This window comes from Pseudomonadota bacterium, assembly GCA_027624715.1.
Classification (GTDB): Bacteria; Pseudomonadota; Gammaproteobacteria; order Burkholderiales; family Eutrophovitaceae; genus Eutrophovita.
The window spans coordinates 66,662-92,074 of record JAQBTV010000002.1; the positions used below are offsets into that span (position 1 = coordinate 66,662).

General features: G+C 44.8%; 25 protein-coding genes and 1 pseudogene. 14 read left to right on the forward strand and 12 right to left on the reverse strand.

All coding sequences use genetic code 11. The annotated features are described in order from the left end of the window. Positions 1-45 precede the first annotated feature (45 nt). From O3A65_01825 to O3A65_01845, 5 genes are all read left to right on the forward strand, one after another. Positions 46-1,224: a CaiB/BaiF CoA-transferase family protein gene (locus O3A65_01825; protein MDA1331199.1), complete on the forward strand. Its 1,179-nt coding sequence runs from the start codon at positions 46-48 to the stop codon at positions 1,222-1,224. A gap of 63 nt (positions 1,225-1,287) precedes the next feature. Next, positions 1,288-2,742 carry an aldehyde dehydrogenase family protein gene (locus O3A65_01830; GenBank protein ID MDA1331200.1) on the forward strand — a complete coding sequence of 485 codons (1,455 nt, stop codon included), beginning with the start codon at positions 1,288-1,290 and terminating at the stop codon, positions 2,740-2,742. Between the two features lie 39 nt (positions 2,743-2,781). Beyond that, positions 2,782-3,633 (forward strand): MaoC family dehydratase N-terminal domain-containing protein, encoded by an 852-nt coding sequence (locus tag O3A65_01835; GenBank protein ID MDA1331201.1) that lies wholly within the window; start codon positions 2,782-2,784, stop codon positions 3,631-3,633. Between the two features lie 32 nt (positions 3,634-3,665). Further along, a complete protein-coding gene (locus O3A65_01840; protein ID MDA1331202.1) occupies positions 3,666-4,826 on the forward strand; it encodes an acyl-CoA/acyl-ACP dehydrogenase in 1,161 nt (386 codons plus the stop codon). Positions 4,827-4,865: 39 nt separating this feature from the next. Then, entirely contained in the window at positions 4,866-5,648 is a 783-nt protein-coding gene (locus O3A65_01845; protein ID MDA1331203.1) for a short-chain dehydrogenase/reductase, read from the forward strand. Between the two features lie 76 nt (positions 5,649-5,724). On the opposite strand, the gene O3A65_01850 is transcribed toward O3A65_01845, so the two are convergent. From O3A65_01850 to O3A65_01860, 3 genes are read right to left on the reverse strand one after another with little or no spacing between them, the layout of a single operon-like run. Then, complete coding sequence (locus tag O3A65_01850) at positions 5,725-6,858, reverse strand: mandelate racemase/muconate lactonizing enzyme family protein (GenBank protein MDA1331204.1); 1,134 nt, start codon at positions 6,856-6,858, stop codon at positions 5,725-5,727. Between the two features lie 60 nt (positions 6,859-6,918). Beyond that, a complete protein-coding gene (locus O3A65_01855; protein MDA1331205.1) occupies positions 6,919-7,479 on the reverse strand; it encodes a hypothetical protein in 561 nt (186 codons plus the stop codon). Between the two features lie 13 nt (positions 7,480-7,492). Continuing rightward, positions 7,493-8,698: an MFS transporter gene (locus O3A65_01860; protein MDA1331206.1), complete on the reverse strand. Its 1,206-nt coding sequence runs from the start codon at positions 8,696-8,698 to the stop codon at positions 7,493-7,495. Positions 8,699-8,892: 194 nt separating this feature from the next. On the opposite strand from O3A65_01860, the gene O3A65_01865 reads away from it, so the two are divergent. The 4 genes and pseudogenes from O3A65_01865 to soxZ all read left to right on the forward strand — a co-directional run bounded on the left by O3A65_01865 (position 8,893) and on the right by soxZ (position 11,171). After that, entirely contained in the window at positions 8,893-9,669 is a 777-nt protein-coding gene (locus tag O3A65_01865) for an SDR family oxidoreductase (protein ID MDA1331207.1), read from the forward strand. A 280-nt stretch (positions 9,670-9,949) separates the two neighbouring features. Then, a pseudogene (locus tag O3A65_01870) lies at positions 9,950-10,159 on the forward strand (GNAT family N-acetyltransferase). 199 nt (positions 10,160-10,358) lie between these two features. Next, on the forward strand, positions 10,359-10,814 hold the full coding sequence (locus tag O3A65_01875; protein ID MDA1331208.1) for a thiosulfate oxidation carrier protein SoxY: 456 nt from the start codon (positions 10,359-10,361) through the stop codon (positions 10,812-10,814). 27 nt (positions 10,815-10,841) lie between these two features. Further along, the gene (gene soxZ / locus O3A65_01880; GenBank protein ID MDA1331209.1) at positions 10,842-11,171 is read left to right on the forward strand and encodes a thiosulfate oxidation carrier complex protein SoxZ; all 330 of its coding nucleotides are present in this window, start codon (positions 10,842-10,844) and stop codon (positions 11,169-11,171) included. Between the two features lie 2 nt (positions 11,172-11,173). On the opposite strand, the gene O3A65_01885 is transcribed toward soxZ, so the two are convergent. Together O3A65_01885 and O3A65_01890 are read right to left on the reverse strand one after the other, a co-directional pair. Further along, positions 11,174-12,142, reverse strand: a complete 969-nt coding sequence (locus tag O3A65_01885) for an NAD-dependent epimerase/dehydratase family protein (GenBank protein MDA1331210.1) — start codon at positions 12,140-12,142, stop codon at positions 11,174-11,176. A 37-nt stretch (positions 12,143-12,179) separates the two neighbouring features. After that, complete coding sequence (locus O3A65_01890; protein MDA1331211.1) at positions 12,180-13,049, reverse strand: sulfurtransferase; 870 nt, start codon at positions 13,047-13,049, stop codon at positions 12,180-12,182. A 183-nt stretch (positions 13,050-13,232) separates the two neighbouring features. Here O3A65_01890 and O3A65_01895 point away from each other — a divergent pair, with 183 nt between their 5' ends. Then, positions 13,233-14,081, forward strand: a complete 849-nt coding sequence (locus O3A65_01895) for an alpha/beta hydrolase (GenBank protein MDA1331212.1) — start codon at positions 13,233-13,235, stop codon at positions 14,079-14,081. Between the two features lie 84 nt (positions 14,082-14,165). After that, the gene (locus O3A65_01900; protein ID MDA1331213.1) at positions 14,166-15,302 is read left to right on the forward strand and encodes a hypothetical protein; all 1,137 of its coding nucleotides are present in this window, start codon (positions 14,166-14,168) and stop codon (positions 15,300-15,302) included. 38 nt (positions 15,303-15,340) lie between these two features. Here the strand turns inward: O3A65_01900 and O3A65_01905 are convergent, their stop codons facing one another. Beyond that, positions 15,341-15,808 carry a DUF192 domain-containing protein gene (locus O3A65_01905; GenBank protein MDA1331214.1) on the reverse strand — a complete coding sequence of 156 codons (468 nt, stop codon included), beginning with the start codon at positions 15,806-15,808 and terminating at the stop codon, positions 15,341-15,343. A 434-nt stretch (positions 15,809-16,242) separates the two neighbouring features. Here O3A65_01905 and O3A65_01910 point away from each other — a divergent pair, with 434 nt between their 5' ends. From O3A65_01910 to O3A65_01920, 3 genes are all read left to right on the forward strand, one after another. Further along, on the forward strand, positions 16,243-17,985 hold the full coding sequence (locus O3A65_01910; protein MDA1331215.1) for a PQQ-dependent dehydrogenase, methanol/ethanol family: 1,743 nt from the start codon (positions 16,243-16,245) through the stop codon (positions 17,983-17,985). A gap of 229 nt (positions 17,986-18,214) precedes the next feature. Continuing rightward, a complete protein-coding gene (locus O3A65_01915) occupies positions 18,215-19,090 on the forward strand; it encodes a transporter substrate-binding domain-containing protein (GenBank protein MDA1331216.1) in 876 nt (291 codons plus the stop codon). 51 nt (positions 19,091-19,141) lie between these two features. Beyond that, positions 19,142-19,681, forward strand: a complete 540-nt coding sequence (locus O3A65_01920) for a c-type cytochrome (GenBank protein ID MDA1331217.1) — start codon at positions 19,142-19,144, stop codon at positions 19,679-19,681. A 49-nt stretch (positions 19,682-19,730) separates the two neighbouring features. Here O3A65_01920 and dut read toward each other — a convergent pair whose 3' ends face one another. The 6 genes from dut to O3A65_01950 form a co-directional block, all read right to left on the reverse strand. Then, on the reverse strand, positions 19,731-20,180 hold the full coding sequence (dut, locus tag O3A65_01925; protein MDA1331218.1) for a dUTP diphosphatase: 450 nt from the start codon (positions 20,178-20,180) through the stop codon (positions 19,731-19,733). 18 nt (positions 20,181-20,198) lie between these two features. Then, positions 20,199-21,389, reverse strand: coding sequence for a bifunctional phosphopantothenoylcysteine decarboxylase/phosphopantothenate--cysteine ligase CoaBC (gene coaBC / locus O3A65_01930; GenBank protein ID MDA1331219.1), 1,191 nt, complete (start codon positions 21,387-21,389; stop codon positions 20,199-20,201). Positions 21,390-21,474: 85 nt separating this feature from the next. Further along, entirely contained in the window at positions 21,475-22,101 is a 627-nt protein-coding gene (locus tag O3A65_01935; GenBank protein ID MDA1331220.1) for a hypothetical protein, read from the reverse strand. After that, positions 22,101-23,726 carry a GldG family protein gene (locus tag O3A65_01940; GenBank protein MDA1331221.1) on the reverse strand — a complete coding sequence of 542 codons (1,626 nt, stop codon included), beginning with the start codon at positions 23,724-23,726 and terminating at the stop codon, positions 22,101-22,103. The genes O3A65_01935 and O3A65_01940 overlap by 1 nt, the downstream gene beginning before the upstream one ends. Positions 23,727-23,728: 2 nt before the next feature. Next, on the reverse strand, positions 23,729-24,436 hold the full coding sequence (locus O3A65_01945; GenBank protein MDA1331222.1) for an ABC transporter permease: 708 nt from the start codon (positions 24,434-24,436) through the stop codon (positions 23,729-23,731). Continuing rightward, entirely contained in the window at positions 24,433-25,410 is a 978-nt protein-coding gene (locus O3A65_01950; protein MDA1331223.1) for an ABC transporter ATP-binding protein, read from the reverse strand. The genes O3A65_01945 and O3A65_01950 overlap by 4 nt, the downstream gene beginning before the upstream one ends. Positions 25,411-25,413 lie beyond the last annotated feature (3 nt).

Genomic DNA, 25,413 nt, shown 5'->3' on the forward strand with positions numbered 1-25,413 from the left:
GTTAGAGTTTGTCCCTAAATTTGAAATCGTCAGGAATAACACAATATGCGTCCACTAGAAGGAATAACAGTTGTCGCGCTTGAGCATGTTATAGCGGGACCATTCTGTACGCGGCAGTTAGCGGATTTGGGAGCCCGCGTAATCAAGATAGAAAGACCTAGAGGTGGTGATCCCTCGCGGGCTTATGACGATCGCGTTAATGGTTTAGCGTCTCACTTTGTGTGGACGAATCGCTCCAAAGAAAGTATCACGCTTGATTTGAAACAAGCAAAGGGTCTCGAAATCGTATACAAATTATTAAAAGGTGCGGACGTGCTGTTACAGAATCTCGCGCCAGGGGCCTCAGAGCGAATGGGCTTTTCTTATGGGCAATTGAAAGACCGCTATCCTCAACTAATAGTCTGTGATATCTCTGGATATGGCTCAGATGGCCCCTATAGAGATAAGAAAGCTTACGATCTTTTGATTCAAGCTGAGTCGGGTCTTTTGTCCGTCACGGGTTCCAAGGATGAGCCTGCTAAAGCAGGATGTTCTATCGTAGATATTTCCGCGGGAATGTATGCCTTTAGTAATATTCTTGCGGCGATTATTAGTCGGCAGAAAACAGGCGCTGGATGTCATATTGATATTTCAATGCTTGAAACCATGGCCGAATGGATGAGTTTCCCCTTGTACTACGCTTACGATGGTGCCGAGCCTCCTGCGAGAGCTGGAGCTTCGCATGCGACAATTTATCCTTATGGGCCATTCCCAATTGGTGATGGCAAAACGGTGATATTAGGACTTCAGAATGAGCGTGAATGGGTTATTTTTTGCGATAAAGTACTGCAGCAACCTCACCTTAAAACGGATCAGCGATTCTCATCAAATACGAAGCGATCAGAATTCCGTCATGAGCTACGTGCAATCATCATTGAAGTATTTTCCCAAATGACTTTGGCTTCGGTCACTGAGTGCTTGGATGCTGCAAAAATTGGAAACGCCTCTATGAATTCAATGCAACAAGTTTGGGATCATGAGCAACTCGCGGCGCGCGACAGGTGGCGATTGGTCGACTCATCGAATGGACCAGTAAAGGCAATGCTCCACCCAGGTGCTCCAAAAGAATTCTTGCCTCGGATGGACCGTATTCCAGAGGCGGGCGAGCATTCAGAAAAGATCTTATCCGAATTTGGATACAGCGATAGTGAAATCGATGAGCTTAAAAATTTCGGTGTTATTTAACGTCGTGTGAATTGAGTTCAGATCAATATTCTTTTTTTAAATATTAAGAGAGTGGAGTGAGTAATGTCAGCATTAGAAATTAAATCGTATTTAAATTTGATTGACGGTAAATATGTACCGGCTCAAACCGGTCAATCCTTAGATATGATCAATCCGTGTAATGGGAAAACATTTGCAACCATACCTGATAGTGATGAGGCCGATATTAATGCTGCGGTCTGTGCTGCTCAGAATGCTCTAGATGGTGATTGGGGTCGGATGGCTCCAGTTGAGCGCAGTCGAATCTTGTACCGCTGGTCTCAGCTTATTTTGGAAAATTTTGAAGAATTAGCTAGTCTTGAATCTCGAGATACAGGCAAGCCGATAACGGCAGGTCGTGCTGACATCACCGCAGCGGCCCGATATTTCGAATTCTATGCTGGTGCTGCTGATAAATTACATGGCCAGGTGATCCCTTATTTAGGCGGTTACAGCGTCAGTGTGCACCGGGTGCCATATGGCGTAACTGCTCACATCATTCCTTGGAATTATCCTGCGCAACAGTTTGGTCGGAGTGTGGGCCCTGCGTTAGCCGTCGGGAATGCTGCTGTGGTCAAGCCTTCTGAAGACGCGTGCCTTACCACCTTGGTGATGTCTCAACTCGCACTGGAGGCCGGTCTTCCAGCAGGGGCACTCAACATTGTTGCTGGATTAGGGGAGAGTGCCGGGGCGGCTTTAGCGAATCACCCACATATTAATTTTATGAGTTTCACGGGTTCGCCACGTGTAGGCACTTTAGTCCAGCAGGGGACTGCAAAACATTTCGTTGGGTGTACATTAGAGCTGGGAGGTAAGTCACCGCAACTTATTTTCTCAGATGCGGATTTAGATAAAGCGCTTCCGACTGTTGTGAAGGCCATCATTCAACATGCGGGACAAACATGCTCCGCCGGAAGTCGGCTACTCGTTCAAAAAGAAATTTACAACGAATTCATGAACCAAGTGGCAGCGCAGTTCGCGAAAGTGAGAGTGGGAACGCCAGAGATGGATCTCGATTGTGGTCCATTAATGAACGTGCGACAACAATCCCTTGTTGACGGATTTAGAACCGATGCGATCAAGTCAGGTATCGAACTGCTCGCTGAGGGTGTGTTTGCTGATGGGCTTGATCAAAACGGTTTTTGGGTGAAGCCGGCACTCTTTGGAAATGTGCCTCGTGATCATCGGTTAGCGTGTGATGAGGTTTTTGGCCCAGTTCTCTCGGCTATACCTTTTGATGATGAACTTGATGCCATAAGATTGTCGAATGCAACGGATTACGGCTTAGTTGGTTCAGTTTGGACGAAGGATGGAAACCGGCAGCAGCGAGTCGCAAAACGCATGAACTGTGGACAAGTATTCATCAATAATTATGGTGCTGGGGGTGGTGTGGAGTTACCTTTTGGTGGGATGAAGAAAAGTGGTCATGGGCGAGAAAAAGGTTTTATAGCGCTTGAGCACTTTACGACTACAAAAACGATAGTTCATCATCACGAATAGACGATGAACTTTTTGTTATGAACGTTAGACATTGATTTAATGGATCCTAAGAATTTATTTAGCGATTGGATTGGGCGCACTGTGACGGCTCTGGATAATGTGGATGAGTCGCGTGTTGCAAAGATGTATGCGACGCTTAACATGACAGCCCCGCACCAACTCATGGGTCGGGAGTTACCAAGTTTATGGCATTGGATGTTTTTCGCCGCAGTGGTGCCTTTCTCTGAATTGGGGAACGATGGACATCCTGAACGGGGTGGGTTTTTACCCTCTGTCGATCTGGCCAGGCGTATGTGGGCGGGCGGGAGGTTAGAGTTTACTAGACCGCTCTTGGTAGGGAGGGCGATTCGTCGAGAATCTACGATTAAAAATATCGTTTCCAAAAATGGACGGAGTGGAAAAATGGTCTTTGTAACAGTTGCACATCAGATTCTAGATGAGGACGGGGTATTAATCGATGAAGAACACGACATTGTGTACCGTGATCTGGTATCGCACGATACACCTTCTCCTAAGTTTAAAATAGCCGACGAGTTACCTGATTTTTCGAAGGAGGTTTCCCCTGATCCTGTGACGCTCTTTCGATACTCTGCGTTGACCTTTAACGGCCATCGAATTCACTATGACCGCAAATACTGTTTGGAAGAGGAAGGCTATCCAGGTCTGGTGTTTCATGGTCCGCTGACGGCAACCTATTTGGTGCAGCTGCTATTTTCTCAAAATAAAGATTTACTTCTTACTGGTTTTCAATTTCGTGCAGTCAAACCTTTATACGATACACATAATTTTATGACTCATGGTAAGGGAAAAGGGACAGGTGCTTATAATTTGTGGGCGACAGATTATCGAGGGCATATTGCGATGGAAGCGCGAGCGACGTGTAAGTCCTAACCGAGTTGTATTAATTAAGAACGGAATAAGATATGCGTATTGCTGAAGATCAGTATCAAGAAATTAGAGATGGTGTCCGCGCGGTTTGTGGACAGTTTCCAGATGAATATCATCGATTGATTGATTCAAAAAGGACTTACCCCGAGGAATTTGTTAACGCGCTAACGGCGGCCGGATGGTTATCAGCGATGATTCCAGAGGAGTATGGTGGTTCCGGTCTTGGTTTGACCGAGGCTTCGGTGATTATGGAAGAGATTAATCGCTCAGGCGGAAATGCAGGTGCTTGCCATGGCCAAATGTATAACATGGGTACATTATTACGTCATGGTTCCGACGAACAGAAAAAGCAATACCTGCCTGCAATTGCGCGCGGCGATCTGCGACTTCAGTCTATGGGGGTTACGGAGCCTACTACTGGAACCGATACAACTAAAATTAAGACGGTTGCGGTGAAGAAGGGTGATCGTTATGTTGTGAATGGCCAAAAGGTTTGGATCTCACGGGTACAGCATTCAGACCTTATGATTTTGTTAGCTAGAACTACCCCGACGCAAGAAGTCACTAAAAAGTCCGAAGGGATGTCCATTTTCATCGTAGATCTGCATCATGCGATAGCCAACGGCCTGACTGTTCGACCGATTGAAAATATGGTTAATCATGAGACTAATGAATTGTTTTTTGATGAATTAGAAATCCCTGTTGAAAATTTGATTGGAGAAGAGGGTAAGGGGTTTCGATACATATTGGATGGCCTCAATGCTGAGAGAACGTTGATTGCCGCAGAGTGTATTGGTGATGGCTACTGGTTTGTTGATCGAGCTACGAAGTATGCGAAGGAGAGGATTGTGTTTGATCGGCCTATTGGCAAAAATCAAGGAGTTCAATTCCCAATTGCTGAATCGTTTATTGAGGTCGAGGCGGCAAACCTCATGCGTTGGAAGGCCTGTGAATTATTCGATGCAAAACTTCCCTGTGGATCGGAGTCAAATATGGCCAAGTATTTAGCGGCGAAAGCATCATGGGAAGCGGCCAATGTATGCATGCAAACTTATGGCGGTTTTGGATTTGCGTCTGAGTATGACATTGAAAGAAAGTTTCGAGAAACACGGCTTTATCAAGTGGCGCCGATATCAACTAATTTAATTTTATCTTACACGGCGGAACATGTTCTTGGCTTGCCTCGGTCGTTTTAATACAGGTTTTATTATTTAAAGAAGTCTAGAGAGGCTGCGATGGATTTAAATTTAGAAGGAAAGCGTGCGCTCGTCACAGGTGCATCTAAGGGTATAGGTTTAGCGGTAGCAAAAGGTCTTTTATTTGAGGGGTGTGATGTGCATCTTGTCGCTCGTTCAGAAGATGCGCTGAAAGATGTAAGCGCTAAACTTAACGAGGTAGCACAAGGGCGGATCTCATATAGCGCTCTTGATTTGTCTAAATCTGAAAATATTCTGCTTCTGTTAACCGCAGCTGGACCCATCGATATCTTAGTTAATAACGCAGGCGCTATTCCTGGTGGAGATCTGCAGACTATTGATGAGGTTAGGTGGCGCGATGCTTGGGACTTGAAAGTTTTTGGCTATATCAATCTGAGTCGGGCTGTGTATCAGCAAATGGCTGAAAAAAATTCAGGTGTGATTATCAATGTGACCGGACTCGCTGCAGACCGATTGGATACAAATTACATCGCTGGATCTTCGGCGAATGCGTCGTTAAATGCGTTTTCCAGAGCTTTAGGTAGTAATAGCTTTAAGGATGGAATTCGTTGTTTGGCTGTGAGTCCGGGCGCGGTTGAAACCGATCGTATGGTGACCTTGATGAAGGCTAAAGCCGTCCTAGAGCTGGGTAGTGAAGATCGGTGGCGTGATCTGTTGAAGAGCCTCCCCTATGGCCGCGCGGCAACCACTAATGAAGTCGCTGATGTGGTTTTATTTCTTGCGTCTGCACGCGCTTCCTATCTCAGCGGGATTGTGGTTAACGTTGATGGGGGTCATAGCTCCAGAGGAGGGGTGTTTTAGATTTCCCTAAAATAATAATCATTTTTATTAATTCTCATGTGCGTACGCAGGACAATCAATCGTGTTTTTTTCTGAGCTAAAGTACTCGAGTGCCAAACTTGGCGACAGCCCGTTCAGATAGACGGAGCCCAAGACCGGGTTCTTCATTGAGTGTTAGCACCCCTTCCTTGATTACCGGAGGATTTTCGTAGAGCTCGGCTTGAAGTGGGTCCCGCTCAGGGTCAGTGAACGATTCGACAATGCAGCCGGCGGGACTGCCTGCCACAATGTGTGCATGAATAAAGCAGTCATGATGAGGGGCTATTTGTATATGATTGAGCTCGCAAAGGGCTGAAAGTTTTCGTCCTTCTGTGAAACCTCCTGTCATCGTACAGTCGAACTGTAAAATATCAATGGACTGCTCATCGATAAGCGATCGACAACCCCAGGTTGTTAATTCACTTTCACCTGCTGATAATGGTATCGATGTTTTCTGTGAGAGTAGCTTAAGTTCTCGGCGGTCATCGGCCCACCGCACGGGTTCTTCCAGCCATCGAGGGCGCAGCGGCTCCAGCAGTTTTGCTCCCTCTATTGCGGTCCTTAGATCCCAACCTCGGTTAACATCAACCATCAAGTCACAGTCATCTCCGATGACTTCGCGAATGACCGCCATACGCTCAATATCCTCCGCGAGTGTCACGCCCCCAACCTTACCTTTGAATCCTGTGTGTCCTTGTGCTTTGAGCATCTGGATTTCGTCTCGTAGTTCGATTAGGTCCTTGCCATCTCGGTAATAAGCGCAGGTTACATAACACGGTATTGCGTCGCGATACCCTCCGAACAGTTTGTACAGTGGGAGATTTGCATGCTTGCCAAGGATATCCCAGCAGGCAATATCTACGGCAGCAGCAATCCGCATCAATGCCTCTTTGCCCCAACCCTTCTCATGTGCTAATCGAGAATGAGTCAAGTTAAATAAGGTCTGAAATAACTTTTCAGTGGCCAGAGGGTCTGCCCCCATGATTTGGTCACTGATTCCAGTTTTAAAGCAGTGCACTGCCGCTTCGATTGGCGTGTAGCTTGTGGCCAGCCCAAAACCCTCAATACCAGAGTCGGTGCGTAACTTAACGAGAATTTCATTTGCCCTGGGAACGATAAAGTGGCTGACCCAATGCGGCCTACCCGTGTTTGCTGCTTGAAGAATATACACTTCTAAATTGGTGATTTTCATGGTTTGCGTTTGGTTTATAAAATAGGTTGTTTAGTTGAGTTATTGATACGTTCAATATTTTTATTTTTTACGAAATGTTCGGAATAGCAATATCACTGGTAGTAGAGTCAAGCCATATCCGATACAAAGCAGTAGATAGCTGGGAGATGTCACGTTCTTCTTGATCGATAGCGCGAGTGGTGGCGACTCACGTGTGTTTGAGATCGATTCGATTAAGAGCATAAATTTTTCTGGATAAGGAATCGATATCGGCCCCAAGCTGAGCGCAGAGAAGGGCCACAATGAGTTCACCTTAATATTTTCGTTAAATAAAAAGGCGGTTCCAGTAGATAGAGAAAGTGTGAACCCATTGAGTTGCCCGCATCGCACCGGTGCACAAGAAATTTTGACGAGTAAAACATTGTCAGCTGGCGATAATGGAATTTCTATTGGTTGATAGCTTAAACCTCTGGTGATACGGAATATCGATCCATCATTAAGTATCCAACGGTCACTTTTTTGATTAAGCATCACGGTACTAAGGACTTCTCCGGAAAAAGCCAAGCAATAGAAGTGGTAGGCTGGACCTAACAGGATGCCGACGACGAACAATGTAATGATTTTTATTTGAACTTGGGTCATGCGTAGTGCTGCGTTACGCAGTTACCAATCTTTGATGTCGAACCTCGATTGCGGCGAGGATGGCGGTAAATTGAAATAAACCGATAAGAAAAAATACCCATATCGATAAATTTGAGTCCATTAGTAATCCGAAGATTAAAGGCGCTATTGCAAGTCCAATATCTAAACCCGAATACACAACCCCGTAAACGCGGCCTGTTGACCCCTTCGGTGATGCTGCGCGAACAAGCATGTCGCGTGAGGGGCCAGCCACACCAGCACCCAAGCCGATAATTCCTAGTAGGAGGATAACAGACCAACCTTGAAACAAGCCTAATCCAGTGATGATTGCTGTGGCGCCTGCGATAAACAGGGCTAGCATAATGACTAGGTCGTGGCGACCTGTCATTGAAGCGATAAAACCTCCAATTAATAGCCCGATTGCACTTGCCAGCATGTAGGTTGTGATACCCGCTATTGCCATTGTGTGAGGTATCGAGTAAATCGTTGAAAGGGCTGCTGGGGCGAAACTTTGAATCCCCCCGAATGCCAGAGCTGATATTAGAAAGAATGTAAAGCACATCCAAACAGCCTTGATTTTAAGAAACTTAAAACTATTGGTATTAATATTCGATAGTTTTGCTTCGTTATTGCTACTTTCATTTTTATTCGCAAGAAGATGGCGATTGATGTACAACAGCGCCACAGCACTGAACGCAACTAATGACGTGGCAGCGATTGCTATCCTCCAATTAAACAATCCAGTTAACCCAACTAAGAAAACAGGAGCGGCAGCCCAACCTAATGCACCTGAAATACCGTGTGTACTGTAGGCATGCCCTAGTCGTTTTGTATGTATTTTTTGATTGAGTATTGAGTAATCTGCAGGGTGAAAAACGCTGTTTCCCACCCCGGCCATTAATGCAAATCCAATCAGCGAAAAATAGCTAAAACTGAGTGAAAAGCCTAAAGAGGCAATTCCGGATAGGGTGAGTCCTAATAAGAGTGCACGGATTGCTCCATAACGATCAACAAAAAATCCAGCCAGAGTCTGGCCGATACCTGAAGTGATAAAAAATACGGTCATCAGAAAACCGAGTTGCGTATTCGACAGATCAAATGCGGCTTTAATCCAGGGAAACAACGCGGGAAGTATGAGGTGAAAAAAGTGCGAAGCCCCATGACCGATACTGATTAATCCAATAATTAGTACATCATGCTTAGTTCGGCTTAGAAACATGTTTGTTAAGTATTAATCATAACGATAGACAAGGTAGGATTTGTACTTTGGTATTTTGACACGTTTTCTTATTGAGAAATTTAAATAACTTAGGAATAAGCGCATGTTGTTCTGCTGTCAGGGTTTAAGCTGTAAATCAGATAAACTGGTGAGGTAATTCAAATACTATTAAACAAAGAATGTAGGAGAAAAATGTGGACTTACAATTAACAAATACAAGAGTGATCGTAACGGCAGGGGCGGGCGGTATTGGGCTTAAGATCACTGAGCGGCTGCTGGCCGAAGGCGCATCAGTTTATATTTGTGATATCGACGTTGCAGCCTTGGATGCGGTTAAAGAAAAAAATCCAGCCCTGATGACTGGTGTTTGTGATGTATCCAAACGAGATTCGGTTTCCAATATGATTGAGCAAGCTGTAAAGGGGTTGGGTGGTTTGGATTGCTTGATTAATAATGCTGGGATTGCAGGGCCGACTGGTTCATTTCATGAGATTGATCCAGTTGACTGGGATCGGTGTATCGAGGTTTGCCTGACGGGGCAATTCAATTGTGCACGTCTTGTTGTTGACTACCTCAAAAAATCAAATAATGCATCCATTGTTAATTTGTCCTCTGCTGCTGGACGATTTGGTTTTCCAAATCGAGCACCATACTCCGCAGCAAAGTGGGGCGTTGTCGGCTTCACTAAGTCGTTATCAATGGAATTAGGTGCATTTGGCATTCGTTGTAATGCGGTGTTGCCTGGTCCGGTTGATGGGGCGCGAATACAGGCAGTTATTAAAGAGAAAGCGAATATTGCAGGGCAAACCGCGGAAGAATTCACAAAAACGTGGTTATCGATGATGTCTATGAAAGAGTTGATTGATCCACGGCAACTTGCGGATCTCATCGCATTTATTGTTTCTCCATTGGGCCGAACAATCTCCGGGCAAGCGTTAAATGTCGACGGTGATATGCAGTGTTTAATGTAAGAAAGTTCGTTGCGTTATAAAAAAAATATGAGATTGTAGGGTTTTCACCGCATTATGCGGAGGCGTTTAAAAAATTAAACCTTGAGTGGATCGAAAAGTTCTTTGAGCCTGAAGAGATAGATCTGAAGATGCTCTCGAACCCTCAGCAATCATTTATTGATTCAGATGGTACCGTTATCTTCGCCATAGTCGAAGGTCTCGCATTGGGGTGTTGTGACTTACTAAAACACAGTGACACCACTTATGAGATTTCGAAGATGGCCGTTACCCCAAGTTACAAGACCTTGGTTTGGGGCGGGCGATGTTGCGTCAAATTGTTCAAATTGCAGAGGGTCTGGGCGCGACGCAAATAGAGATCATGTCAAACACTATTTTGGAGTCGGCGATTGGACTGTATAAATCGGTCGGATTTGTTGAAATACCGTTGACAAGTGATGCGTATGCACGCGTAAATATCTCGCTACGTTTAGGGTTGTCTAACTTTGATTAAGTCTCATCTTTGTGTGAGAAATCGCAGGGGTTAGAAACCTTTTCTATCTGCGACTGTCACACTATTTGTGAAAGTGTATGGTTTTGTGATCAAATTACACCTTAAGGTGCTAATTTTCTGTAACACTGAGGATGGTTGTTTTGTTTTGTAGATTTAAAGTTCGTTAATGGTGAAGATGAATAGTTCGAGAAGACAATTTATGCGTGAAGCAGGACTTTTAGGTGCCTTGTTCAGTTTATCTGAGGTGGGGTTTATAAAGTTCGCGTACGGTAACGCCTGGGCTTGGAGTGATCAGGCGTTCGAGGCGGAAAACCTCTCCGTTGCCATCAGCGCGCTGACCTCTCAGCCGGTGATTCAGGACGTGAGTGGATTTATTCAATTTATCGCGCCACCAATAGCCGAGAATGGCGCTGTTGTCCCTGTGGGTATCAAAGTCGATGAGCGTTTACAAGTGCGTGCAATTGCTTTGCTTTGCGAGAAAAATCCCCGACCATTAGCGGCTTACTATGAGTTGTCGCCCGAGGCAGTTCCGTTTATTCGCACGCGCATTAAAATGCGTGAAACAGCGTCCGTTTTTGCCTTGGTAAAAATAGACGAAGGCTTTATTAGCGCTGATACGCTGATAAAGGTGACTGTAGGTGGTTGTGGTGGTTGATCTTAAGGTTGTTTGCGGGAGCTAGGTATGGCACGTCAGATGAGAATTGTTGCGGCATGTGATGATAGCGGACTGACTACTGTTCAAGTTTTGATTCGTCACGATATGGAGACTGGGTTTCGTAAGACAAAGGACGGTACTTTAGTTCCTGCGCACTTTATTAAAAATGTGATGGTACGTCATGAAGGGAAAACAGTATTGTCTGCTGCCTGGGGTGGGGGAGTTTCTAAAAATCCATCTTTATTCTGTTACTTCCGAGGTGGTGTGCCTGGGGATAATGTCGAGGTGAGTTGGTTAGATAATCAAGGTGACTCAGATAAAAAATCGACGACCATCACTAAAGGGACACCCGACTGACGTCACGCAAACGCATCTGGTCCAATTTTTCCTGATGTGACTAATTGGCAAAAATTGTCGTAGGTGTGCTGAATTCCGCGAACGAGATCGACTGAGCCATAGTCACCCAAGTAAGCGCGTAGCGGTTCGTCTGAAAGGTTGGATGGAAATGGAAGTGCCGCACCCTCTAAGCTGATTTCTGCTTTTGGTTCTATTTTTTTAAGGATGTTGATACCCTCTTCTACTGTCGCAGTGGCACCATTGATATCGAAAACACGAGCTTCGTTTCTTGGTTGTGATACGGACTTAATAAATGCGCTAGCCACTTCGCCTGCGTGTAGCCAGGACAAAGGCCCTATGAATGGAACGGTGTATGGCTGCTTCATTGCGGCAGCAAGAATTGCGAAAGTTGTCTTTGAAGTCATTCCTTGGTCTCGACCAATGCCGTAGACGACACCCGGCCTGAGGCACGTACTTGGGACTCCCCAGTCCTGCATGTAAACTTTGGCGGTCTCCTCATTGCAATACTTATACGCACCGTAAAGTGTTGACAGCGTATCTGGATCAAACACCCCATAGGCGGCGACTGAGCTCGCATAAGCAAGACGTTTGATGCCAAAGTGCCGAGCTGCTTCTAAAACATTTATTGTTCCTACGACGTTGACCTGTGCTCCCAGTATAGGATCAGCTCTACAAAAAGGTACTTGAAGTGCAGCTAAGTGAATAATGGCGCCTGCCTTGTGTTGTTCCACAGCGTGTGTGATTGTCTTTGGTTCTGAGATGTCGCCCTCTAGCCAAGAGATCGAGTTTAATTCCTCTTTAGTCATCAGTAAGCTTGGTCGTCGCGTGTCTTTACGTAAATCAAGTGCTATGACGCTAACGCCTGCGCGTTGCAGGAGATGTAACACCCAGCTTCCGATACAGCCCCCAGCGCCTGTTACGACTACTGGTTCAGAGAAGTCTGCTTTGTTGATGGAAAATAAATCAATCATGTTATGGTCCTTCTTTAAAAAAAATTAAGCGAGCGGCTTAAACATCCATCGGTAATGTTTCATCCGCGGCCCATTCTGTTAGGGAAGCATCGTAGACTTTAACATTTTTATGCCCCAGCATATCCAGCACTAAAGCCACACTTGTTGCCGCAATGCCACCTCCGCAGTATGCGATGACTTCCTCATTGCGTAGTGGGTCTGCAAAGATCTTTTTCAGCTCTTCGATTGATTTGAATGTGTTGTCCCCGTTAACGTGCTCAAGGGCTGGGAGATTAATGCTCCGAGGTATTCTCCCTTTACGTCCATAGTGAATTCCACCAACTCCATCGTGCTGCTCACGTCTGAGCGCGTTAATTAGGCACGCTGATTGTCCCTGGAGGTGATGTAATACCGATTCTTTATTTGCGATTAATGCAGTATTGGGTTCCCGTAATGAGTAATGGACCGAAGTGACGGGTTTAGCATCGCCCGTTTCTATAGGTTTGTGTTCTGCTTGCCATTTTTGAAAACCGCCATTCAGAACTGCGACGTTAACGTGACCGAAAACCTTTAATGTCCACCAAAGTCGTGTAGCCCACCAGTGGTTTGTTGTCGCATAAGTTACGACCATCGTGTCGTCACTTACGCCAAGGCGTCCCATTGTCCGTGCAAATACCTCAGCAGTGGGCAGCATGAAATGGAAGCGTGCGTGCGGCGCGGATAGCTCGTGCTCGATATCTATAAATTGAGCTCCCGGGATATGCCCCTTCTTGTAGTCGTCGAGAGCTGGAACTACGTCATATATGGAAAAATCAGGTTTTGGCGGCAGAAGCGTGGAACTGTCTATGACTTTTACTTCTGGGTTGTCGAGGTTCTCTGAAAGCCAGTTTGTCGAGACTAATGGCTTTGGCCAAGGTTGACTCGTCATACGCTTTTATTCCTTTGATTTTTATTGATATTTTTTTGCTTACTTCATTCTTCATTGAGAACCGTTGATAGCTAGTGTAGTCTATTTTGATCATAATAAAAATGGTCACCCAACGTGAGGTTTGTATCATGTTTGAGACAGGCAGCCTTGATTATCTGAAATATCAAACGGGGTATTTAGACGATGCTTGGTGATGCAGCTTATCTGGAAAAGCTCTATAACAATCGTGCAGCGGTACCCAATTTCCAAGACTACGTTGACCTTTGGACATTCAATTCGTCGGGGATTTGTCGCTCCTTAAAAGATCAGTGTGAGCGGGATGTGCCGTACGGTGATGACTTGTTAGAGACGATGGATGTTTATACGCCGATTGGCTCACCAAGCGCGATGCTGATGTTCATTCATGGGGGCTATTGGCGTTCACTTGACAAAAGTCAGCACGCATTTATTGCTAGACCATTTGTCGACCGTGGCGTCGCTGTTGCTGTTATTAATTACTCTTTATGCCCTAATGTTTCGATGCAAAAACTAGTGCTTCAGGTGATGACAGCAGGAGCTTATCTATATCGAAATGCGAACGATTTTCGAGTGCCTAAAAATCGCTTATTTGTGGCCGGACACTCTGCTGGAGGACATTTAGCCGCGATGGCTTTGAGCTGTGAATGGCCTAATTTTTCCAAAGCCTTGCCGAAAAAGATTTTTCAATCAGGGTTTTCAATCAGTGGGCTCTACGATTTAAGAGTCCTGACTAAAATTGCCTCAATTAATGCGGACTTACGTATGACGGAATCTGATGCTGCCTTGTTAAGTCCAGCCTTAATGCCCCCCCCTCAAGGGACGCGTTTGTCCATTACGGTTGGAGGGCAAGAGTTAGGTGGATTTAAAGATCAGCATCGCCTGATTGCGCATTCGTGGTCGTCGAGCATTGGATTGGATATCCCATGTCCAACGGATAATCATTTCAGTATTCTTGATACATTTGCAGATCCTAATTCTGAGTTATTTGGCGCCGCGATGAAGATGTTTGATTGAAGAGTGGCAGTTTTCCTCATGTATTTTAAGCGCGTTGAATCTATTTATAATTGGTCACATTAGGTGAGCCTACGGTAATGCAGTTTGAAGAGATTCCTACATAATTCCCTAGTTTTTTTAGCCGCGACTCTGCTTTCACTATTCCTGCTAGAGTTGGGATCTTGGGTTTGGGTCACAACAGTCAGAGACCATCAACTCTCGCGATGGGAATTTCGTGCAACGCAGCCGCCGCCGTATCAAACTGCTGATTACTTCAACGAGCAATTTCTTAAAGAGTCTGAGACCTTTGTGAATGGTCGATTGGCCCAAATTGTTGAGCTTGATGATTATCAATCTAAATATTTCAATGTTAAGAATGGATTTCGAGTAACCACAGATGTGCCTGAGGACGTATCGCGTCGCGTTTTATTGTTCGGTGGCTCCACGCTTTTTGGCCAGGAAGTTCCAGACGAACATACGATAGCGAGCTATTTGCAGCGCATGCTGAACGATTCAGGACTAGCTTTGAGAGTATTCAATTATGGTTTGCCGGGTATGAATGCTTACCAGCAAGTTTCGATCTTAAAAAAGATTCCTCTGCGCAGTACCGACATCATTATCTTTTATCATGGTGTTAACGATATTTATTATGTTGTATTTGGAGGAGCCTCCGGTGGATGGAAATCTGGAGTTCCCAATTTTCGTCCTATTCAAAAATTGAGTCCGATGGCTAAGTGGATGAGTCGGTGGCATGATCGACTAAAGGGCTATAGTTTCACTGCTGATGTCGCGCTCGACATTTTTGATCGGTCTGTTCCCGCCACGATTACAAATCCAGATGCGTTAATTGAAGGAGTCGAATTGGCAGCGGCGCAGTTTCGTGCTTCGGTTAGTGAGGCCCATGCTCTTGTCGCGCGTTCGAATGCTGAGTTTGTTCATTATTTGCAGCCTACGATTTTTGATATGCCCCAGAGGTCAGTGTATGAGACGGGATTATTGACGCACTATTTGGAAACGCCACCTGGTGTGGATGTTGCCTTTAAAAAAGGGTATCCCAAGCTTCGCGACGTAAGTCTCGAATTAGTCGCAGATGGGGTATCTTTTGGAGATATCACGGATGCCCTCGACCAACGTCACACCTATGGCGAGATCTTTCTGGATTTTTGCCATTTAAATCATGTTGGGAATCGTTTGATAGCAGATCGAATATTTGAGGATTACTTCAAATCTCGAATTGATTGATGAGCCATGGTGTTTAGCGAGTAGACTCCCTTAAACGCTCAATGAGTCGCTGCAGGAATGTGTTCAAGTCCCAGAATGAGATCCCCAGGTTGTGCTGAATCAGCTAAAGGCGAGTGCTTACTGACTTCAAGAGCGAACTTTGCTGGAGTGGCATTGGTATAAGACTTAAGGGTATTTCGTGACATGTGCTCAATATTGATGACGCGGCCTTGTTTATTTGCAAAAAGAACGGTTAAATCAATAGGGGTATTTTTCATCCACATAGAAAACATTTGTTCTTTTGGAAACACGAAAATCATTCCGCGGTCCTGAGCTAGAAATTGACGCCCCATGAATCCACGTGCGCGGGCTTCAGGGGTATTTGCGAGCTCAACTCTGATTTTGATGTCGTTAACGATGATTGGAAAAGTAATGAGGGGATCGGCAGCAAGATTACCGTTGTGCGACGCAAAAAATAGCGCCAACCAAGCTAAATTTTTCCAATTTATACCAAAGATTTGAGTCATTTTTTATGAATCCTTAAACTGAAATAATGAAATTTAATACCAGTTTCAATACTTCCAAAACAAGTTTTATCAACAAATGTCAGTCGTTTCGTCAACATTTCACAGTCTGGCCATCTTCTAGAGACCATCAATTTATATTTGTTGCGTAGCAGTATAGTTATTTTCAACGCTATTCTTATCTGTATATAGGCCAATAATATCTCTATATAGGCCAATAATAAGGTTCCGTTATGTTGACATTCAGTGTGTGTTCATCTATTTTTAGGTTGCGAGAAGTTTTAACTTCTTAGTTATTTTGCTAGATAAGTAGTTAGGCTTTAAGTGGTTTGTAAATAGTTAACTAAAACCAAACAAATTAGACTCGACTGCGATACATTCTGGAACATTCAGAATGGTGTCTAAAGAAGAGTTGACCAAATCGGGAGGTGTTTTATATGCATAACTTTAAGCGCGTAGCGGTTTCAACAGCCGCACTAGCTTTTTTAGGCGCTTCCAGCATGGCTTCTGCAGTTGGTGTGGATAGACTAGAGTCTACCCTATATCCAAACTATGTAACGCAGGACATGTTGACGAACGCTGACGTAGATTCACAGAACTGGTTGCATTACGGTAAAGATTATCAAATGACCCGTTACAGCCAACTTTCTCAAGTTAATCGTGAGAACGTTAAGTCGCTAAAGCCGGCTTGGAACATGTCATTCGGTATTCTTGAAGGGCAAGACAGCCAGGCTGTAGCAGTTAACGGTACTTTATACGTAACAACGTCATTCAACCGCGTGATTGCTGTGAATGGTGCAACGGGCGACATCATCTGGAAATATGAGCGTGAGCTTCCAGGCGACGTTTTCCCGAAATTGTGTTGTGACGTAGTGAACCGTGGTGTTGCGGTATATAAGAACAGAGTTTACCTCGCAACATTAGATGCACACATTGTTGCTCTAGATAACCAAACGGGTGATGTTGTTTGGGACAAGAAGCTTGGTGATTACACCTACGCAGAAACGTTTACAATCATGCCACTTGCTGTCAACAATAAAATCGTTTTCGGTACCGCGGGTGCTGAGTACGGTGTTCGTGGCTGGTTAGCTGCAATTGATGCAGATACCGGCGCTCCAGCTTGGAAGACCTACACCATTCCTGGACCAGGCGAGCCTGGTAACGATACATGGGGTGGCGAGTCTTGGAAGTACGGTGGTGGATCAACATGGATTACTGGCTCTTACGATAAAGAAACCAATCAGCTTTACTGGCCAGTTGGTAACCCAGGTCCTGACTTTGATAGACACGTTCGTCCAGGAGATAACCTCTTCTCAAATTCTGCAATTGTAGTTAATGCTGACACTGGAAAAATGGATAAATACTTCCAGTACACTCCAAACGATCCATACGATTATGATGGCGTGAACGAGAACGTTCAGATTGACCTCGGTGGCAAGAAGTTATTCGTTCACGGAGACAGAAACGGTTACATTTACGGTATTGACCGTCGTAACACTCGGAAGACTGCTTCAGGTAATGAGATGAAGTGTCTTTGGGCTACGGCAATGCAAGATGTTAACTGGGTCAAAGAGCCAATTAGCCCAGCTAAAAACAATTGCCGACCAGTATTCAACTATCCAGAAATGGACGTTGTTTATGATCGTGTGACCATGAACATTGCACCATCACTTGACGGTGGTAAAGAGTGGCATCCGCTCTCAGTCAGCCTTCGAACTAAGATGGCTTACGTGCCAATATACAACTTCACTATGGACCTCCAGGCTAAGAAGATGGAGTGGAAGCGTGGTGAGTGGTACTTAGGTGCTAAGGTTATTACGTTCAACGCTGGCGCTGGCTTGATTAAGGCGTTTGACGTTGCTACCGGTAAGCTTGCATGGACGAGGTCACAGAGCTGGCCAGCAACAAGTGGTCTTTTGAGCACAGCTGGTGGACTAGCATTCTACGGCGATCCAGATGGACGATTCAACGCTGTTAATGACGAGACAGGTGAACACCTATGGTCATTCCACGTTGGTTCCGGTATCCACGGTAACCCAACCACATATACCCTTGAAGGTACGCAGTACGTTGCCATCGTATACGGTGCTGGTGGTGGTGGTATTTGGCCTCTGTACTACGCAAACTTCCTTAAGACACACACCAAAGGTGGTGGCTTAATGGTCTTCTCAGTCAACTAAGATTGACTTTTTAGACGCTACTGAGAAGTAGTTGTAAGAGTTAAATGAGGGAGGGCTTTTTAGCCCTCCCTTGTTTTTGTAGCAGAGTTGTGTAAATGGGTGATGATCGGAGTATTGATCATCATGCAGAAAATAAGATTCCGTCATTGTTGATTATTTGAAATATTGTGAACTTAATAGACGTAAACTGATCTTTCTTAATTTGAACTACAGTTCCTGGGAGATAGCTTTGTTGAAAAATAAATGGTTGAAAGTTTTAATTGGTATCGTGTTTGGTTCTTTGCCGCTGATCGGTTCAGCTGACGACGTAGAAAACACCTTTGACAAAATTAAAGCGCGGGGCAAGATGACGGTGTGCGCAGATCCGTACTCTTATCCGTATTCAGTTAAAGACGTCACCCCACCGGGGTTTGATATAGAAATTATGGGCGAGTTAGCTAAACTCGGTGGTTTAGAACTCGAGATGTACTGGGCGGACACTGGTACCCGAGGAGGTATGTCACGAGCACTCCGTAATTCAATCCTTAAAGGGCGATGTCATTTGTTTGCTGGCGTAGGCGATAACGGCGAAGACGACGTACTGATGGGGCAGATGGCATTCACCAAGGCCTATATGTCAGTGGGGTACGTTATGGTGACGCAAAATAAAGCGTCGGGCCTAACGATTAAAGAAATTATAGATGCGGGTATTCCTATTGGGGTACAAATGTCTACGCCGATTGATGCGTGGCTTCATGATCGTGGTATCAAACGCGCCTTACAAGCGGACAACGCACGTGTGATGCTAGACATGGTCAAAGGTACAACCGATGCAGCTATTGTGTTTTCGCATGCGCCTTCTCAAGCAAAACGTGTTCATCCGGAAGCAACGTTTACGTTGTCTGACAAATATAGTGCCCGTGCGCTGTATGAAGCAGTAGGAGCGGACTATGTTGGGGAGGGGCTTGGACAACAAATGTGGGATCTCAAATTCGTCGTTCGAAAGCACGATATAAGTTTACTGGATTTTGTTAATAAGGGTATTGAGACATTAACTCAAAACGGTACAATAGCGAGGCTAGTAGAGAAGTATTATGTTCCATACTTTCCTGCGTTAGAAGAGTAAGAATATATGCAGTAAATTATTTGATTGGGGAGGCAATTAGGTATGTCAGGCATGTCATTTTTATTACCCTTCCGTCGCTACGGTGCCACAGCGTGCGCTGTTATTGTGATAGGGCTTTTAGCAAACATGGGTGTAGGCAATGTCTATGCTCAGGAATCTACGTTAGCAGAGCAAACACTCACACAAGAGTGTATTGATCAAATATATGCGGGCAAAATGCATCAAAGTAATAGTGCAGATTTGGCATTGGAAATCGAAAAAGATTGCTTATTTAAAAACGGTCGGGAATGGTATGACCGTCGATGTTCCTTTTGTCATGGTGGTCAAGGTAAGGGCGGTAAAGGTCCTTGTTTGACGTGTGGAAAGTTTTCCTACTCCGCGAACAGTAATATGGCGATCCTGACAACCATCTCTGTCGGCATCACCAATAAAAGTTTGGGTGGAGCCATGGGGGCGTTTGGTACAACGATTTCTGGGATGGACATCCTATCGATCGTAACGTATTTGCGGGCAGAAGAAATTCGCCGTATTGCCTCCAAAGAAATCAAGGATCCTTATATTAAGGAAGAGGTTATGGTCTTTCCTGAGTAAGCTGTAGAGCGTTTTGATTCATAAAAAAACCGGCTAAAAGCCGGTTTTTTTATTGGTGTCCGGTACTTCCAAATCCCCCAGAACCGCGCGAACTTTCGTCAAAATCATCCACTAGATTAAATGCAACCTGCGCTACCGGTATGATTACCAATTGTGCGATACGGTCCATGGGTATTAATTGAAATGGCTCTGATCCTCTATTCCAAACTGATACCATAATTTGTCCTTGGTAATCCGAATCTATAAGCCCAACTAGGTTTCCTAAGACAATCCCATGCTTGTGTCCTAGTCCTGAACGGGGAAGGATCACGGCTGCGTAATTAGGATCTCGAATGTTAATAGCAAAGCCTGTAGGTACCAATATTGCTTGCCCCGGTTCAACAGTCTTCGCTTCATCGAGGCAGGCTCTCAAGTCGAGTCCTGCAGAGCCTGGGGTTGAATATTCTGGCAGTTGATCTTTAATTCTTGAATCTAGAATTTTGACGTCTAAGCGATTCATTAGTCTTTTTGGGTTTGCTTACTGTTTATTGATAAGGCCGCTTATATGCGTCATGAGCTGCCTGGCTTGTTCAAGTTTCGAGCTAGGGGCTAGTTTCTTTGTTCCATGATCATCGATGAGCACTAGTGAGTTATTGTCGCTATTAAGTGCTTCAGTAACTAGATTGGCTGCGATCAAAGGAATACCTTTTTCAATTCTTTTCTTTCGAGCATACTCTTCAACATCTTGACTCTCTGCGGCAAAACCAACGCAGAAGGGATGATTTTTTCGACGGGCAACCGACTTCAAAATATCTGGTGTCTCTTCAAATTCAATACTTAGTTTCTGTTGCGATTTTTTTATTTTATGTGCACTTGGATTCTTAACACTAAAATCTGCGACTGCAGCGACCGATATAAAAATATCTGCGTGATCTATCTCATTTAGCACCGCATCAAACATATCTTGAGCCGAGATTATCGAAATGAATCTTGCTCGCGTTGGAGGGTTAAGACTGGTTTTTCCAGAAATCAGTGTTACGTTAGCGCCTGCATCTTGGGCGGCTTGCGCTACCGCATATCCCATTTTCCCCGAACTTGTATTGGTAATACCACGTACTGCGTCAATTGCCTCGTAGGTCGGCCCGGCTGTTACAATTACATTTTTGCCTTGCAGTGATTTTGGCTGTAGCCACGACACGAGCTCACTGGCGATCAGTGACGGTTCGCTCATTCGGCCAATCCCTAGTTCACCACACGCTTGTTCACCACTATCTGGCCCGATGAGGTGAATACCATCAGTCAGTAAGGTTTTGATATTCCTTTGTGTAGAGGCGTTCTCCCACATTTGTCTATTCATTGCGGGTGCGATCATCAGGGTGCATTGTCTGGCTAGACACAGTGTGCTGAGTAAGTCGTCCGCTCGCCCCGAGGTGAGTTTAGCTATGAAGTCAGCCGTAGCTGGTGCAACCAAAATGAGATCGCAATCCCTCGATAGTTCGATATGAGGCATACCATTTGGAATGGTTTGATCCCACATCGATGTGTACACAGGATTCCCACTCAACGCTTGCAGGGTTACAGGAGAAATAAATTCAGCCCCAGAGTTCGTCATTACTACGCGAACATCAGCACCGTCTTTTTTTAGTAAGCGGACCAATTCAGCAGCTTTGTACGCTGCGATACCTCCTGTGACGCCGAGAAGAATACGTTTGCCGTTTAGCTCGTTCATTTCAGGTTGTTTTGGAAAATCGCTAAAAGAAAACTATGTAAGCTGTATAGTCTACACCAATCATTATTGTGCGGTATTGGTTTGCTTACGATCTTGAGGTTTTTTGACTGGCCTCTCGATTAATTTTTTGTAGCTTTTCTACCAATTCAATCAGACTGGTATATTGGTAATTAGCAATCGTAGCAACTTGGTCCGATCCGACGAGGTGTATATACCGACTGAGATGGTCTGTGGCGAGGTCACCAAACGCGAACTGGCTGATAGGTCGTGATTTGTCCCAGCCATACAAGATTGAGATAAGTGACGGTTTTGTGACGCCATATTCGTCTTTTTCTCTGGTTTTAAGTCGCCTCTCGACCCGAGCATTTTCAAGTCCCATTAAGGAGATGGAAATAGTTTCATTCTCATCGGGTGTAGCTGTATGTTCATGGGAATCTAAAACTCCATTTGTCGCGCCATGGACATGGTAAAACCAGTGCCCCGATTTGTCTTTTTCCAGTAGATATGAATCCCCTTGATAGACGAGCTCAACAGATAAAATTTCTGACAGTTCAACAGGTAGTAAGGCACCACTCTCAAATACGTTCTTGTGGCCGCCGTGCCCGGAATGGTTGTCATTGCTTCCATCTTGATTCAAATTGAGGACGACAATAAGCGCAATTAGCCACAGCAATATGATCCATACAATTTTGACGCTCGAGTTTGAGCTCACTAACGGCGCCTCCACCAAACAGCTATGCCAATGATAGCCATTAATGCGGGAATAAGAATGATCGATAAAACGAAGGTTCCCTTCATTTGAGTATTCGTCAAATTCACCCTGGCAATATCAAGTGATTTTGGCTCTAAACCAATCAGGTCTTCTTGTGCAGCTAGATAGTTGATAGTACTCAACAGCAGTTTTCCGTTACCCATTACGTGAAAAAAAGAGTTGGTCGCGAAGTCTGAGTCGCCAATAATAGCAATTCTCGAAGAGGGGCCAGTAACTTCTTGCGCAGCTGTTTTTTCTACTGTCTCTCCCCGTAATTCGCGCGCCATCGCCTCTGCGTTTTTTCCAAAGCCCGGGTTGCGTTCTACGATAACCATTAGTGTGAGTGGTCCTTTACGATCAACGCCATCATTGAATCCAGGTTGGGCAATTTCAGTTTCCCCGTAGCTTTTAAGTGATGTGTTAATGAGCGGCCGCACATTTGTATTAGAGACCGGAACATCAGTGGGGGAGAGTGAGCGAACACCAGGGAAAAAAGTCAGCGTTAGATCATCAGTGATTGAATGACGGTTATAGTTTGTTACAGCTGGTGATGAAATATCCGCCCAGAAATGGCTCTCTGGATCTAGAACGAGATTGTTGTCCAATACAACGCCTAATTTTTCAATGATTGGCTCGAGCCCAGTTTTCACAAATGGATCGAGCATAAATAAGATGTTATTTCCGTTTTTTATGTATTGATCAATCCATTGAACCTCAGATAGCATGAGCGGCGTTTGAGGCCCGGCTACTAAAAACACAGCGCAATCTTCTTTTGCACCTCCCCCTTGAGCCAGAGTAACTTTACTAACTACATAGTTCATTGATTCGAGGCTATTGCGTAGCTTAGCCATACCATGGCGTTCATGTAGCACGTACTGCGTCCCTAGCCCATGCTCGTGACCGATATCACCCTCGTTATGATCATGTTGCTCTAAGCTGAAAGGATCCGGTTCACCGTGGCCATCTAAGAAGCAGATTGTTTGCTGAATACCTTGAGATATTTTCAGAATGCCGTTTGCGATATCACTTTCGTGGGCCGTATTGACTTGTAATCGCCGACCCTCGCTCTCGAACAATGCAGTACCTGAAAACTCAACTCCTTTCATACGGGCAATAGAGGGGTTGAGCATTGGATCATGAAACTCCACCGTGACTTTATCTGACTTTGACGCGATCAGCTGATAGAACTCCACCGTGTCTCGCATCATGGGATCATGAAAGAAGCTGATATGAACGGGAGTTTTTAGATTTTCTAGCATGTCAATAGTTTCTGCGGACAGCGAGTATAAATCTCCTTGAGTCATATCGATCCGAAAGGGATATTTAATTGATAGGTAACATACTGCTACCACGATGCCCACCATTCCAACTGACCACGCAAGTGCTTCGCCCTGTTGTTTTTTAAAGAATAGATTTAATTCGGCTCGTAGCAGGTAAGCGCCTAAGATGGTTACAAGTAAGCCAGTAACAAGTAGCGCATTAGCAACTACCAAAGTGTCTACCAATATAGCATCCATAACGATGCTTAAAACAAGAAGCGTGATTCCCAATATTAGAATCAATAGATTGCGAAATGATTGCTCCATGATTATCGTCTTCCCTGCATATAGGCTGTGTTAAGTATCAGGGCGATTAGGGTCACCGCTAAGAAAAAAATCACGCCCTCTGAGCGAATGATCCCACGCAGAAAATCACCATAATGTCCGCTAAACGACAGGTAGTCAGATAAACTTCTCAACCAGGCAGTCTGTTGGAATGATTTAAATTTACCAACAAACCAAAACCCAAGTAAAACAGGCCAAGTCATGAGTGCGGCAATGATTTGATTTTCAGTTAAAGCCGAAAATAGTTGACCGATTGCGATACATGCCATGCCTAATAAGATAAATCCGACGTAGCCCGATATGATATTTAGGATATGCGGGTTGCCGTAGAGCCACAATGGAATGAGATTGATGCAGGTGGTTAGCGTCATAATCAGGAAAATAATGACTGCACCCAAATATTTTCCTAGAACGATTTCCCATTTCCTAAGTGGTAGTGTCATCAAAAGCTCGATGGTTCTACCACTATATTCAGCAGAAAACAAACGCATAGATATGGCCGGTACAACAGTGATGAGCAGGACACCCATACTCTGTAATGTCGTATCCATAGCGGCTGAGCCGCTCAAGAATACATGATCAATGAAAAAATAACCCGTACCCAGTAAGAAAACTGCGACGATGAAATAGGCGATCGGTGATTGGAAATAGTTGGTTAGCTCTTTGTTGAGCACTGCGGTTAAGCCGTTCATAGGTTTATATTTTCCCGCTGCGCACCGTCATTGACATATTTTAAAAAAACATTTTCTAGAGTTGGCTTTTGTCTTGCGAGGCTATGTAAGGCTCCATGAGCCGTAACTATCTTCGCTAGATCAGATTCGATACCGTCTCGCGATTCAACATGGCAATTCACCTGAAAATACCTCTCTTTATTCTTGACAGGAGAGAACTTGACGTCTTTGACGCCGTTTATGGATCTAATAGCTTCCTCAATTTTTTGGTTATCCCCACTGAGCTCCATTGATACGTTGTTTGTGCGGTCCGACGCAGATTGCAAAGCTTCTGGAGAGTCAACGGCCAGTATACGACCGTCGTTAATGATCGCAATACGCTGACAAATAAGGGTTACCTCGGGCAGAATATGCGTGCTCAATAAAACAGCGTGGTCTTGGCCGAAAGATCTGATGACCTCTCGAGTTTCTTGTATTTGTCCTGGATCTAAACCTGCTGTCGGCTCATCAAGTAGCAATACTTCTGGATCGCCTAAGAGCGCTTGGGCTAACCCAACTCGCTGGCGATATCCCTTAGATAGTTTATAAATTTCTTTGTCTGTTACCGCTTCCAATCGGCATGCAGTAATGACTCGGTCAAGCTCTAAGTTGATTCTCGATCGACTAATTCGTTTAACTTTTGAAACAAATTGTAAATAGCGTTTAACTTTCAATACTTCGTATAGTGGTGGATGCTCTGGCAGGTACCCTATTTTTTTCGCGCCCTCATAGTTATCGTGGGACATATCATGTCCGGCGACAACCACCTTACCTGTTGTGGTTGCGGTGAAGCCGGCAATCATACGCATCGTAGTAGTTTTTCCCGCCCCATTAGGCCCGAGAAAACCAACAATTTCCCCTTTTTTAACATCAAAGGAGATGTCATGAATGATTTCTTTACTGCCATACCTTTTGGTAACAGATTCGACAGATATCAGAGCAGGTTGATTTGACACGGT